Source organism: Rhizobium sp. BK619 (genome assembly GCF_014195245.1).
GTDB lineage: Bacteria > Pseudomonadota > Alphaproteobacteria > Rhizobiales > Rhizobiaceae > Rhizobium > Rhizobium acidisoli.
On the sequence record NZ_JACIBH010000001.1, the window covers coordinates 459,400 to 472,836 of the forward strand.

A 13,437-nucleotide genomic window follows, 5' to 3' on the forward strand; every position below is an offset into this window, starting at 1 on the left:
GCGCCCTACTCCATGATGATCTGCAGCTTGACGTCGCTCGGCCGCGCCTCGACGGCGCGGTCGAAGGCCTTGATCGACTCCTCGAATGTGAAGGTCTCTGATATCAGCGGCTTCAGATCGACGCGGCCTGATGCCAACAGCGCGATCGAGCGCTCGTATTGGTGCGCGTAGCGGAACACCGTCTCGATACGGATCTCCTTGGTCGATGCCGTCGAGACATCGAAACCGATCGGGTTGACCGGCAGGCCGACGGCGACGATGACGCCGCCCGGGCGCGGCAGCGCCATGATCGTCTCCCAGGCCTTCGGCGAGCCGGAGCATTCGAAGACGACGTCGGCACCCCAACCGTCGGTCAGCCGGACGACCTCTTCGCTCAGGTTCTTTTCGCGGATATTGACCGGGATGACGCCCTGATATTGCGCTGATATATCGAGCTTCGGCTGGGCGAGATCGGCGACGATCGCCCGGGCGCAGCCGCCGGCAAGAGCGGCAATCGCCACCATCGTGCCGATCGGCCCGGCGCCGAGGACGACGGCGGTATCGCCTGGTGTAATCTTCGCTTTGCTGGCCGCCTGCATGCCGACGGCAAAGGGCTCGACCATGGCGCCCTCGGCGAAGCTGACATTGTCAGGCAGCTTGAAGGTATAATTGGCCGGATGCACGACCTCCGGCGTCAGCACGCCATGGATCGGCGGCGTCGCCCAGAAGGTCACGGCCGGGTCGATATTGTACATCCCGAGCCGGCTAGCCTTGGAATTCGGGTCTGGAATGCCGGGCTCCATGCAGACCCGGTCGCCGACCTTCAGATGCGTCACACCAGCCCCGACTTCGACCACCGTGCCTGCCGCCTCATGACCGAGCACCATCGGCGCGTTGACGATGAAGGGGCCGATCTTTCCATGGGTATAATAGTGGACGTCCGAACCGCAGACGCCGACGGTATGAATCTTGATCTTGACCTGCCCCGGTCCTGTTTCGAGCGGCAGATCGATATCGCGAAGCGCAAGCTCATGCTGGCGCTCCAGTACCAGCGCACGGACTTTGGTCATGATCGGTTTCCTTCCCTTTTGCCCGCGGTTCGTCGCGTGCCGTTGAAGCGACTATAAGACTGTAAGGGGCAGCAATTCAATCGAAGAGATCAAGCTTTTGCTCAACACGCGATGAAATGCCCATTTCCTGTAATCCGAAAGATTTGTCTTCCAAGACCTCCGTATGATTCCAGCCGAGGCCGTCGGGGAGTACATTTTCCATTCGAGATCCCGGCCATGAGGACAGGCAGAGAGCGATGAAGAACGATCACGACAATGCCGGTGGAAATCGGTCTTCCGGCCCGACGATATCAAGGTCAATCCGGCAATTCTGGCAGCGGCTTGTGGATCTGATCGCCGCGCTGCCGAAAGGCCCCCGGCCGCGGCCGGCGCGCGTTATCGCAAAAACTAGGGATCGAAATCTTCCCCCACGGCGTTATTAAAAAAATTCGTCGGCATGGCGTCACGGAAGCATGACGGCTCCGGGCACATGCGGGTCGGCACGATAAGGAAGACCATCATGAAGTCGATCGCGTCATTCTGTCTGTTCGTCTCCCTTCTCTTCATCGCAAGTGAGGCGTCTGCGGCGCTGGAACAAGCCTCGCTCCCGCCGCAGGAGCAGGAAGTAAGGCTGGCGCCGGCCAACCTCGAACTCACTTTCACCGGCCCGGTCGATCTTGCCCGCTCGACAGCCGTCCTGCTGGATGCCCGGGGGACGGCGATTCCCACCGGCAAGCCGTTTCTCTCCGGTCCTGAGGGATCGATCTTCAAGGTTCCGCTCGATCCGGCCATGGCGCCCGGCGATTATACCGTCGACTGGCGCGTCCTCTCGATGGACGGCCGCAGTGCCGAAGGCCAATACCGGTTCCGGGTCGATCCTTAACTCGCTCACCGAAAAGCATTTATAAGATTTTTATATTGACGGCCCTCCGGCCGTCTCGAACCTTTATGGCCTCCGGCTGCATATTGAAGCCCGAGAGATCGACCGATCATCTCCACGCCAGAAAGCATGAAAGGCGGCCTTCCCGAGGGAATGGCGCCCTTTGTCTTGTCTGACTCCAACAAGAATAACAGGAGTCACGATCATGATGGATATCATTCTGCTTGGCACCGCGATCCTATTCTTCGCGCTGTGCTTTGCCTACACACGAGCCTGCGACAGGCTTTGACAGGAGAAACGACGATGACCCTCGATTATATCTTGAGCGGTGCCGTGACCGTGTTTCTCACCGTCTACCTCACCTACGCTCTGCTTCGCCCAGAACGCTTTTGAAGAGAACCGGCGCTTCCGAGCTCGCACATACGCGACCGAGAAGCAGCCGGGTATTGAAAGTTGACCTCCATGACCCTCAACGGATGGCTTCAGATCCTGCTTTATTGCGGGATCGTGCTTGTGCTCGTCAAACCGCTCGGCGGCTACATGACGCGTGTCTTCAGCGGCGAGCGCACCTTCCTGTCGCCCCTCCTCGTTCCGATCGAACGGGGACTTTACCGCGCGGCCGGCACCAGCGAAGGCGAGGAGCAGCATTGGACCTCCTATGCCTTCGCCATGCTGCTCTTCAATCTTCTCGGCGTCATCGCACTTTATGCGCTGCAGCGCTTCCAAGCCGGGCTTCCCTATAATCCGGCCGGCATGGCGGCCGTCCCGCCGGAGCTTGCCTTCAACACCGCCGTCAGCTTCGTCACCAATACGAATTGGCAGAACTACGGCGGCGAAAGCACCATGTCCTATCTCACCCAGATGGCCGGCTTCACCGTCCAGAACTTCGTGTCCGCCGCGACCGGCATTGCGATCGCACTCGCCTTCATCCGCGCCTTCTCGCGTGCGTCCGGCAAGGCGATCGGCAATTTCTGGGTCGATATGACGAGGGCGACCCTCTACGTGCTGCTGCCGATCTCTATCGTGCTGACGCTCACTTACGTCTATCTCGGTGTGCCGCAGACGCTCGGAGCCTATGTCAATGCGACGACGCTCGAGGGCGCGCAGCAGACGATCGCCGTCGGCCCCGTCGCCTCGCAGCTTGCGATCAAGATGCTCGGCACCAATGGCGGCGGCTTCTTCAATGCCAATTCCGCCCACCCGTTCGAAAACCCCGATGCGATCTCCAACCTCATCCAGATGGTCTCCATCTTCGCAATCGGCGCGGCGCTGACCAACGTCTTCGGCCGCATGGTCGGCAACCAGCGCCAGGGCTGGGCGATCCTCGCCACGATGGGCGTGCTGTTCCTCGCCGGCGTCGTCGTCACCTATTGGGCGGAAGCCGCCGGCAATCCGCTGATGCACGCCTTCGGCCTTGGCGGCGGCAATATGGAAGGCAAGGAAGTCCGCTTCGGGGTCGCCCTGTCCTCGCTTTTTGCCGTCATCACCACCGCCGCCTCCTGCGGCGCGGTCAATGCAATGCATGGCAGCTTCACCGCGCTCGGCGGCCTCATCCCGCTGATCAACATGCAGCTCGGCGAAATCATCGTCGGCGGGGTCGGGGCGGGTTTCTACGGCATCCTGCTGTTCATCATCGTCGCCGTCTTCGTCGCCGGCCTGATGGTTGGCCGCACGCCGGAATATCTCGGCAAGAAGATCGAGGCGAAGGAAATGAAGATGGCCGTTCTCGCCATTCTCTGCCTGCCGCTCGCCATGCTGGTTTTCACCGCCATCGCCACGGTGCTGCCGTCCGCCGTCGCCTCGATCGGCACCGCCGGCCCGCACGGCTTCTCCGAAATCCTCTATGCCTATACCTCGGCTGCGGCCAATAACGGCTCGGCTTTCGGCGGACTGACGGGCAACACGCCCTGGTACAACGTGACGCTCGGCATCGGCATGCTCGCCGGCCGCTTCCTGGTCATCATCCCGGCACTTGCCATCGCCGGCTCGCTGATCGCCAAAAAGACGGTCCCGGCCTCGGCAGGCACCTTCCCGACGGACGGCCCGCTCTTCGTCGGCCTGCTCGTCGGCACCATCTTGATCGTCGGCGGCCTGACCTTCTTCCCGGCGCTGGCACTCGGCCCGATCGTCGAGCACCTGGTGATGATCGCCGGGCAGACTTTCTAAGGCGAGATCATGATCCTCCGCCACAGGCTTCGCCACGCTTCTCACCCACGTCCCGGTGTGCCGGGACGTGGGAACCGCCCGAGGCTACAGGCCTCCGACATCATCCTGGTGATGCTGGCAGGCCTGCTCGTCGCCGCGGTGATCTTCAAGATTTTACAGGGCTGACCGCAAGGTTCGCCATCCTCGTTCCAAGCTGGAGTCTCTTATGAGCCAGGCAAAATCCGCGAGCATCATGGATTCTCGCATTCTCATCCCGGCCATCGCTGCCGCCTTCGAGAAGCTCGACCCGCGGGCACTTGCCAGAAACCCGGTCATGTTCGTCGTGGCCACGGTTTCGGTGCTGACCACCGTGCTTTTCCTGCGCGACCTCGTCGCCGGCAACGGCAATCTCGGCTTCTCCTTCCAGATCAATCTCTGGCTCTGGTTTACCGTGCTGTTTGCCAATTTCGCCGAAGCCGTCGCCGAAGGCCGCGGCAAGGCGCAGGCGGATTCGCTGCGCAAGGCGCGCACCGAAACCCAGGCCAAGCTGCTTACCACCAACAATGGCAGCGACTACCGCATGGTGCCCGGCACCAGTCTCAAGGTCGGCGATATCGTGCTGGTCGAGGCCGGCGACATCATCCCTTCGGACGGCGAGGTCATCGAAGGGGTGGCCTCCGTCAACGAGGCGGCAATCACCGGCGAATCCGCCCCTGTCATCCGCGAATCCGGCGGCGACCGCTCGGCGGTGACCGGCGGCACCCAGGTGCTGTCCGACTGGATCCGCGTGCGCATTACCGCAGCCGCCGGTTCGACCTTCCTCGACCGGATGATCGCGCTGGTCGAAGGTGCGGAACGCCAGAAGACGCCGAACGAGATCGCGCTCAACATCCTGCTTGCCGGCATGACGCTGATCTTCGTGCTCGCCACCGCGACGATCCCGAGCTTTGCCATCTATGCCGGCGGCTCGATCCCGATCATCGTGCTCGTCGCCCTCTTCGTCACCCTGATCCCGACAACGATCGGCGCGCTGCTGTCGGCGATCGGTATTGCCGGCATGGACCGTCTCGTCCGCTTCAACGTGCTCGCCATGTCCGGCCGCGCTGTCGAAGCGGCCGGCGACGTCGACACGCTGCTGCTCGACAAAACCGGCACGATCACGCTCGGTAACCGCCAGGCGACGAGCTTCCGCCCGGTTCGCGGCGTTTCCGAACAGGATCTCGCCGACGCCGCCCAGCTTGCCTCGCTGGCCGACGAAACGCCTGAGGGACGCTCCATCGTCGTGCTCGCCAAGGAGAAATATGCAATCCGCGGCCGCGACATGGCGAGCCTCAAGGCCACCTTCGTGCCCTTCACCGCCCAGAGCCGCATGAGCGGCGTCGACCTCGAAGGCGCTTCGATCCGCAAGGGTGCGGTCGATGCCGTGCTCACCTATGTCAACGGCGATGCCCCTTCGAAGAATGGCAGCGAGATCGTTCGCGAACTGCAGTCGCTGGCCGACGAGGTCGCCAAATCGGGCGGCACGCCGCTCGCCGTTGCCCGCGACGGCAGGCTGCTCGGCGTCATCCAGCTGAAGGATATCGTCAAGGGCGGTATCCGCGAGCGCTTCACCGAGCTCCGCCGCATGGGCATCCGCACGGTGATGATCACAGGCGACAATCCGTTGACGGCAGCGGCCATCGCCGCCGAAGCCGGCGTCGACGATTTCCTCGCCCAGGCCACACCGGAGATGAAGCTGGCGCTGATGCGCGAGGAACAGGCCAAAGGCAAGCTCGTCGCCATGTGCGGCGACGGCACCAACGATGCACCGGCGCTTGCCCAGGCCGATGTCGGCGTCGCCATGAACACCGGCACGGTCGCCGCCCGCGAGGCCGGCAACATGGTCGACCTCGATAGCGACCCCACGAAGCTCATCGAGATCGTAGAGATCGGCAAGCAGCTGTTGATGACGCGCGGCGCGCTGACGACCTTTTCGATCGCCAACGACATCGCCAAGTATTTCGCCATCATCCCGGCGATGTTCCTGACCTTTTACCCGCAGCTCGGCGTGCTCAACATCATGGGACTTTCGACGCCGCAAAGTGCCATCCTCTCGGCAATCATCTTCAACGCGCTTGTTATCATCGCGCTGATCCCGTTGTCGCTGAAGGGTGTGCGTTACCGTCCGATCGGCGCCGGCGCGCTTCTGTCGCGCAACCTGCTGATCTACGGCCTCGGCGGCGTCATCGTCCCCTTCATCGGCATCAAGGCGATCGACCTGACCGTCGCAGCCCTCGGCCTCGCTTAAAGGAGTTAAGAACAATGTTTAGAGAATTTCGCCCGGCGGTCGTCATGATCGTCGCCACCACCGCCATCACCGGCCTTCTCTACCCGCTCGCCATGACCGGGGCGGCCCAGGCCCTCTTCCCCGCCCAGGCGAACGGCAGCCTGGTCGAGAAGAACGGCCAGGTGATCGGCTCGACCCTGATCGGCCAGGCCTTCACCTCAGACAGATATTTCCACGGCCGTCCCTCAGCTGCCGGCGACGGCTATAATGCCGCCGCCTCCAGCGGCTCGAACCTCGGCCCGACCAGCCAGAAACTGATCGACCGCGTCAAAGGCGACTACGAAGCAGCCAAGGCGACGAACCCGAATTCGGAAGTGCCGGCCGACCTCGTCACGGCGTCGGGCAGCGGCCTCGATCCCGACATTTCGCCCGAAGCCGCCTACTTCCAGGTGGCCCGCGTCGCCAAGGCGCGCAACATCGACGAGGCCAAGATCAAGGCGCTCGTCGACGGCGCCATCCAGGCCCGCGAGCTCGGCCTTCTCGGCGAGCCTACGGCCAATGTTCTGGCGTTGAACCAGAGGCTTGATGCTTCTATGACTGAGTAAAGGTAGGCGGGCCACAACCTCGCCCTCATTCCTGTGCTTGTCACAGGAATCCAGCCACGCGAAGTCTTTCGCGTGAAAAGAGTCCTTAGCGTCGCGGACGCGACGCTGCTGGATCCCTCGGACGAGCACAGGGATGAGGGAACGTGGAGCAAGCCTCGCCGACAGGAAAGACCACACGCATGCCAGACGACAATCGCGACCAGGCCGGCAGGCCATCGCCCGATGCGCTTCTCGAAAGAGCCCGGGCGGAAACGCGCGGCCGTCTGAAGATCTTCCTGGGCGCCGCCCCCGGCGTCGGCAAGACCTATGAGATGCTGCTTTCCGGCCGCGCCAAGATCGCCGATGGTTTCGATGTTGTCATCGGCGTCGTCGAGACCCATGGCCGCAAGGAGACCGAGGCGCTGCTCGCCGGCTTCGAGATTATTCCCCGCGTCGAAATCGACTATAAGGGAAGGTCGCTCGAGGAGATGGATCTCGACGGCATCCTCGCCCGCAGGCCGGATCTCGTGCTGGTCGACGAACTCGCCCATACCAATGCCGAGGGCAGCCGCCATCCGAAGCGCTACCTCGACGTCAAGGAACTGCTCGACCGCGGCATCGATGTCTATTCAACGCTGAACATCCAGCATGTCGAGAGCCTGAACGACGTCGTCTCGCAGATCACCCGCATCCGGGTGCGCGAGACGGTGCCGGACTCGATCATCGATCTTGCCGACGACGTCGAGATCATCGATTTGACGCCGGACGATCTCATCAAGCGGCTGCATGACGGCAAGGTCTACATGCCGCGCACGGCCGAGCGGGCGCTGACCAACTATTTCACGCCGGGCAATCTGACGGCGCTGAGGGAGCTTGCGCTGCGCAAGACCGCCCAGCGCGTCGACGATCAGTTGCTCACCCATATGCAGGCCCACGCCATATCGGGCCCCTGGGCGGCGGGCGAACGCGTCCTCGTCTCGGTCGATCATCACCCGCGGTCAGCCTCGCTGGTGCGTTACGCCTCGCGCATGGCCTCGCGGCTGCGGGCGCCCTGGGCGGCTGTCTATGTCGAGACCAACCGCTCGATCAACCTCAGCGAAGCCGAGCGCGATACCATCGCCTCGACGCTGCGGCTTGCCGAGCAGCTCGGCGGCGAGGCGATCACCATCCCCGGCCGCGAGGTGGCCGACGAACTCGTCCGCCACGCCAGCGCCAACAACGTCACCCATATCGTCATCGGCGCGCCGAAGAAGCCGACCTGGCGCGACTGGTGGGGTCGCTCGATCACCGACGAGCTGATCCGCAAGACCGGCGAGATCAGCGTCCACGTCATCTCCGGCACCGGGAAGGACGGCACCACCGCGCGCGGTGTCAAGGCGGCCGCCACTGCGCCGCAGCTGGATTTGCGGGCTTATCTGCTGGCAACCGTCTATGTCGCTATCGCGCTCGGCGTCAGCATCGTGCTCGACCAGGTGCTCGACGTGCGCAACCTCGCCCTGGTCTTCCTGATGGCGGTGCTGACCTCGGCCGTGCTGCATGGGCTGCGGCCGGCGCTTTACAGCTGTATCCTCAGCGCGCTGTCCTTCAACTTCTTCTTCCTGCCGCCGCGCTACACGCTGACGATCAGCGATCCGGAAAGCGTGCTTGCGCTGTTCTTCTTTTTGGGCGTCGCCATCATCGCCAGCAATCTGACCGCGACCGTGCAGCGTCAGGCCGCCGCCGCCCGGCAGCGGGCGCGCACGACCGAAGATCTCTATCTTTTCTCGAAGAAACTCGCCGGCACCGGCACGCTCGACGACGTGCTCTGGGCAACCGCCTTCCAGCTCGCCTCGATGCTGAAGGTCCGCGTCGTGCTGCTCTTGCCAGAAGAGGGCAGCATCGCCGTCAAGGCCGGCTATCCGCCCGACGACACGCTCGACGATGCCGATATTGCCGCCGCCCGCTGGGCCTGGGAGCACAATCACGCCGCCGGCCGCGGCGCCGATACGCTGCCCGGCGCCAAGCGGCTCTACGTGCCGCTCAGAACCGGCCGCACCGCCGTCGGCGTCATCGGCCTCGACAGCGACCGACGCGACGGGCCGCTGCTGACGCCGGAGCAGCAGCGGCTGCTCGACGCGCTGGCCGACCAGGCGGCGCTTGCCATCGAACGCGTCCAGCTCGTCGCCGATGTCGACCGGGCAAGGCTCGCGGCCGAAGCCGACCGGCTGCGTTCGGCGCTGCTCACCTCGATCTCACATGACCTGAAGACCCCGCTTGCCGCCATCCTCGGCGCCGCCGGCACGCTGCGCGATTATTTCGCCTCGATGCCGGAGGAGGACCGCAGCGATCTGCTCTCCACCGTCGTCGACGAATCCGAGCGCCTCAACCGTTTCATCGCCAACCTGCTCGACATGACCAAAATCGAATCCGGCGCGATGGAGCCGAACAGTGCGCTGCATTATGCCGGCGATATCGTCGGCAGCGCCCTGCGTCGCGCCGCAAAGATGCTCGAACGGCACAGAACCGAGATGAGCATTCCAGCCGACCTGCCGATGGTGCGCGTCGACCCGGTTCTGTTCGAGCAGGTAATTTTCAACCTGCTCGACAATGCCGCGAAATACGCGTCCGAGGGATCGGTGATCCATATCGGCGGCTGGGCCGATGCCGACAATGTCGTCCTGCAGGTCTCCGACGAAGGTCCGGGCATCCCGCCGGCCGATCTTACCCGCGTGTTCGACACCTTCTACCGGGTGCGCAAGGGCGACCAGGTGCGCGCCGGCACCGGACTTGGCCTTTCCATCTGCCGCGGCTTCATCGAGGCGATGGGCGGCACGATCGCGGCCGGCAACCGGACGGGCCGCTCCGGCGCCGTCTTCACCATCCGCCTGCCGAAGCCCACCGACATTCCGAAACTGGATGAACTCAAATGACCGGTTCAGCCGTCAAAATCCTCGTCGTCGACGACGAGCCGCCGATCCGCAAACTGCTCCGGGTCGGCCTGACCGCCCAAGGTTACGAGGTGCAGGAGGCAGCAAATGCCGCCGGCGCCCGTCAGTCGGTGGCCGACAGCCTGCCCGACCTCATCGTGCTCGACCTCGGCCTGCCCGACATATCAGGCCACGACCTGTTGCAGGCGTGGCGCGATGAAGGGCTTTCCATCCCCATCGTCATCCTCTCCAGCCGCACCGACGAAGCCGGCATCGTCACGGCGCTGGAAAGCGGCGCCGACGATTACGTGACCAAGCCTTTCGGCGTCAACGAACTCGGCGCCCGTATCCGCGTGGCGCTGCGCCACCGGCTGCAGCAGCAAGGGGAAAAGGCAATCTTCCAGACCGGCGGGCTGTCGATCGATCTCGTCAAGCGCATCGTCAAGGTTGACGGCCAGGACATAAAACTGTCGCCGAAGGAATACGACATCCTGCGGGTGCTCGCCCAGCATGCCGGCAAGGTACTGACCCACCAGTTTCTTCTAAAGCAGGTATGGGGGCCGGCGGCAGATGTGCAATATCTGCGCGTCTACATCAGGCAGCTGCGGCAAAAAGTCGAACAGATTCCCGACCAGCCGCACTATATCACGACCGAGACCGGCGTCGGCTACCGGCTCAGGGAACCGGATTGAGCCAGAACAGCATTGAGAATGACATGAACCTTCCAAACATCATCCGGCCGGAACACACCTTCATCGGCGTGTCGGCGCCGACGAAATGGCGCGCGCTGCAGGGTATAGCGGACAAGGCGGCCAGGGCCTTCTCCGTCGACGGCCAGACCATCCTTAAGGCGCTCGAAGCGCGCGAGAAGCTCGGCTCCACCGGGATCGGTAACGGTATCGCCATTCCGCATGCGGCGATCGACGGCATGACCAGTCCGCGCGGCCTTCTCCTCCGCTTTGCCCAGCCGCTGGATTTCGAGGCGATCGACGATATCCCGACCGATATCGCCTTCGTGCTGCTTTTCGGGGAGAACAATCGCGGCGAATATCTGAACGTCTTGTCCGCCATCGCCCGGCGGCTGCAATCGGACGGCGTGCTCGCCGCCATGCGCAAGGCAAGGACGGCCGACGAATTTTATTCCGATTTCATCGCCGACTCCAGGGTATGAAAAAGGCGCGGCCCGAAGGTCGCGCCTCCTCGTCTGCAATCAGACAATCTTAGAAATCGCGCTGGAAGCGCAGGAAGCCGAACACTTCGTCGTCGCCTTCGTCCTCATCGTGATATTGCACGCTGAGCTTCGTACGGAGATCGTCGACGATGCGATAGTCGATCGTGACGCCAGTCGTGTAGGCGCTGCCGCCGGTGAAGCCATTGCCGTCAGCTTCGAGAGCGATGTTTTCGAAGTACTGGAATCCGGGGGTAACCGACCACTTGTCGTTGATCTTCAAGGCGTATTCTGCTGCGATCGTCCATTCGGACTCTTCGTAGTAGTAGTTGGCGCCGCTTGCCCATACGCCGGCAATGCCGAGCGTGCCCGGGCCGATGTCGGCATAGACGATACCGCGGACGGCGACTTCGCTGGTGTCGGTGTCATAACCGGCAAGCAGGTAAGCGCTGATGGCGCCGGCCTTGTAGGAGACCTGGCCTGCGACACCGAAGTTGTTGGGGCCTTCGCCCGGCTTGGTGTCGTAGTCTTCTTCCAGTTCGTCAACCGAGATGCCGGCGGCGAAAGCGCCCGACTCGTACTGATAACGGATCGAGTTGTGGGTCGTCTCGTTGCTGGCGAGCGTATCGGTCTCGCCGCTCATGTCGTCATCCCACCAGCTGTAGAGCTTACCGACGCGGAAACCGGCAATGTCGATATAGCCTTCATCCAGCAGAGCTTCCTGATCGGAGGCATTGTCGGCATTGTAACGCAGCGTGATGACGCCGGTGAGCGTGCCGTACTCGGTGTCGTTCTTGGCCTGGAAGGTGACCTGACCGCGAGTCCAGAAGTTTACGTCGGAATCGCCGGAGATCTGGTCGCCGAAGCGCACTTCGGTACGGATGTAGCCGCCGACCGAAAGGCAAGTTTCCGTCCCCGGAATATAAAAATAGCCGGTCCCGTAGGCGTCGCAAACGCGAACATATTCCACGGGCTCGGGTTCCGCCGCCACGATGGCGTCGGCTGCGCGGGCTCCGGAGGCCGCGGCAAGGGCGGCAACGGAGGCAAAAAGGATAGTTCTGATATTCATTTTGAATGGCCCTAACAGGTTTGGAATGCGAGGCACATTTCAAGGGATGCCCCCGCGTAGCGGCCGGAATAGACGGACGCACGGTGGCCATATAGGAATCCGCAAGTGTCATCGCGGCAAAATCTGGGCAAAAATCAGCACCACCATGGCGCTTTCGTGGAGGAACTGTGGCCGAAAAAGCACGATCCCGCGGCTGGCGGCGCCGGCTAGCAATTGGCCGCGGCCAACTTCGGCACGTCTATTTCATAATCACCCCTCAAATGGAATGACATTCCAACGGTAAGGCCGGAACGGGAAGAACCTTTGTTTCATTATACGACTGACTTGATAGAGTTAAGACAGAAAACAGGAGGGTTTCCATGCAGACACAACGGCTCACCCGGCTCCTCGCAGCCGCGGTCATGGCAGGCAGCTTCGCGATCGGGAGCGTTGCTCCTGCTTTCGCGGATCAGACGCTGCTCAACGTTTCCTATGATCCGACTCGCGAATTGTACAAGGATTTCAACGCCGCCTTTGCCGCGAAGTGGAAAAAGGACAACGGCGAAGCCGTGACGATCCAGGCCTCCCATGGCGGTTCCGGCGCCCAGGCCCGCTCGGTCATCGACGGCCTCGACGCCGATGTCGTGACGCTGGCCCTCGAAGGCGATATCGACGCCATTGCCAAAGCCACCGGCAAGATCCCGGCCGACTGGAAGACGAAATTCCCCAACAATTCGACGCCTTATACGTCGACGATCGTCTTCCTGGTCCGCAAGGGCAACCCGAAGGGCATCAAGGATTGGGACGACCTGGTCAAGGACGACGTGCAGGTGATCACGCCGAACCCGAAGACCTCGGGCGGCGCCCGCTGGAACTTCCTCGCCGCCTGGGCATGGGCCAAGCAGGCGAATGGCGGCGATGAAGCCAAGGCGCAGGATTATGTTGCTAAGCTGCTGCAGCACGTTCCGGTTCTCGATACCGGCGCGCGCGGCGCCACGACCACCTTCGTCCAGCGCGGCCTCGGCGACGTGCTGCTTGCCTGGGAAAACGAAGCCTATCTTTCGCTCGAAGAACTCGGCCCCGACCAGTTCGAGATCGTCACCCCGAGCTTCTCCATCCGCGCCGACCCGCCGGTCGCCGTCGTCGACGGCAATGTCGACAAGAAGGGCACGCGCAAGGTCGCCGAAGCCTATCTCAACTACCTCTATTCGGACGAAGGCCAGAAGATCGCCGCCAAGCATTATTACCGGCCGTTCAAGCCTGAAGCCGCCGATCCGGCCGATATCGCCCGCTTCCCGAAGCTGACGCTCGCGACCATCGACGACTTCGGCGGCTGGAAGGAAGCGCAGCCGAAATTCTTCGGCGACGGCGGGGTATTTGACCAGATCTATAAGCCGGCCCAATAATAGACT

12 protein-coding genes are annotated in these 13,437 nt (G+C 62.8%); 9 read left to right on the forward strand and 3 right to left on the reverse strand.

Translation table 11 applies throughout. The features are described 5' to 3' along the window. Window positions 1-5: 5 nt before the first annotated feature. The gene (locus tag FHX14_RS02135) at window positions 6-1,049 is read right to left on the reverse strand and encodes an NAD(P)-dependent alcohol dehydrogenase (protein ID WP_003594576.1); all 1,044 of its coding nucleotides are present in this window, start codon (window positions 1,047-1,049) and stop codon (window positions 6-8) included. A 76-nt stretch (window positions 1,050-1,125) separates the two neighbouring features. After that, entirely contained in the window at window positions 1,126-1,251 is a 126-nt protein-coding gene (locus tag FHX14_RS33345) for a hypothetical protein (protein WP_281414157.1), read from the reverse strand. A 297-nt stretch (window positions 1,252-1,548) separates the two neighbouring features. On the opposite strand from FHX14_RS33345, the gene FHX14_RS02140 reads away from it, so the two are divergent. From FHX14_RS02140 to FHX14_RS02175, 8 genes are all read left to right on the forward strand, one after another. Further along, complete coding sequence (locus FHX14_RS02140; RefSeq protein WP_003594575.1) at window positions 1,549-1,911, forward strand: copper resistance protein CopC; 363 nt, start codon at window positions 1,549-1,551, stop codon at window positions 1,909-1,911. A gap of 300 nt (window positions 1,912-2,211) precedes the next feature. Next, entirely contained in the window at window positions 2,212-2,301 is a 90-nt protein-coding gene (locus tag FHX14_RS02145; protein ID WP_003594574.1) for a K(+)-transporting ATPase subunit F, read from the forward strand. Window positions 2,302-2,370: 69 nt separating this feature from the next. After that, entirely contained in the window at window positions 2,371-4,074 is a 1,704-nt protein-coding gene (gene kdpA / locus FHX14_RS02150) for a potassium-transporting ATPase subunit KdpA (protein ID WP_054185026.1), read from the forward strand. A 205-nt stretch (window positions 4,075-4,279) separates the two neighbouring features. Continuing rightward, complete coding sequence (kdpB, locus tag FHX14_RS02155; RefSeq protein WP_184375844.1) at window positions 4,280-6,340, forward strand: potassium-transporting ATPase subunit KdpB; 2,061 nt, start codon at window positions 4,280-4,282, stop codon at window positions 6,338-6,340. A 14-nt stretch (window positions 6,341-6,354) separates the two neighbouring features. Further along, window positions 6,355-6,924 carry a potassium-transporting ATPase subunit KdpC gene (gene kdpC / locus FHX14_RS02160; RefSeq protein WP_184375846.1) on the forward strand — a complete coding sequence of 190 codons (570 nt, stop codon included), beginning with the start codon at window positions 6,355-6,357 and terminating at the stop codon, window positions 6,922-6,924. 179 nt (window positions 6,925-7,103) lie between these two features. After that, window positions 7,104-9,812: a sensor histidine kinase KdpD gene (locus FHX14_RS02165; protein ID WP_184375848.1), complete on the forward strand. Its 2,709-nt coding sequence runs from the start codon at window positions 7,104-7,106 to the stop codon at window positions 9,810-9,812. Next, window positions 9,809-10,501, forward strand: a complete 693-nt coding sequence (locus tag FHX14_RS02170) for a response regulator transcription factor (protein WP_003594567.1) — start codon at window positions 9,809-9,811, stop codon at window positions 10,499-10,501. The genes FHX14_RS02165 and FHX14_RS02170 overlap by 4 nt, the downstream gene beginning before the upstream one ends. 23 nt (window positions 10,502-10,524) lie before the next feature. Then, on the forward strand, window positions 10,525-10,980 hold the full coding sequence (locus FHX14_RS02175) for a PTS sugar transporter subunit IIA (protein WP_184375849.1): 456 nt from the start codon (window positions 10,525-10,527) through the stop codon (window positions 10,978-10,980). A 49-nt stretch (window positions 10,981-11,029) separates the two neighbouring features. Here the strand turns inward: FHX14_RS02175 and FHX14_RS02180 are convergent, their stop codons facing one another. Beyond that, window positions 11,030-12,046 (reverse strand): porin, encoded by a 1,017-nt coding sequence (locus FHX14_RS02180; protein WP_003594564.1) that lies wholly within the window; start codon window positions 12,044-12,046, stop codon window positions 11,030-11,032. 359 nt (window positions 12,047-12,405) lie between these two features. On the opposite strand from FHX14_RS02180, the gene FHX14_RS02185 reads away from it, so the two are divergent. Continuing rightward, window positions 12,406-13,431 carry a sulfate ABC transporter substrate-binding protein gene (locus FHX14_RS02185; RefSeq protein ID WP_184375851.1) on the forward strand — a complete coding sequence of 342 codons (1,026 nt, stop codon included), beginning with the start codon at window positions 12,406-12,408 and terminating at the stop codon, window positions 13,429-13,431. Window positions 13,432-13,437 lie beyond the last annotated feature (6 nt).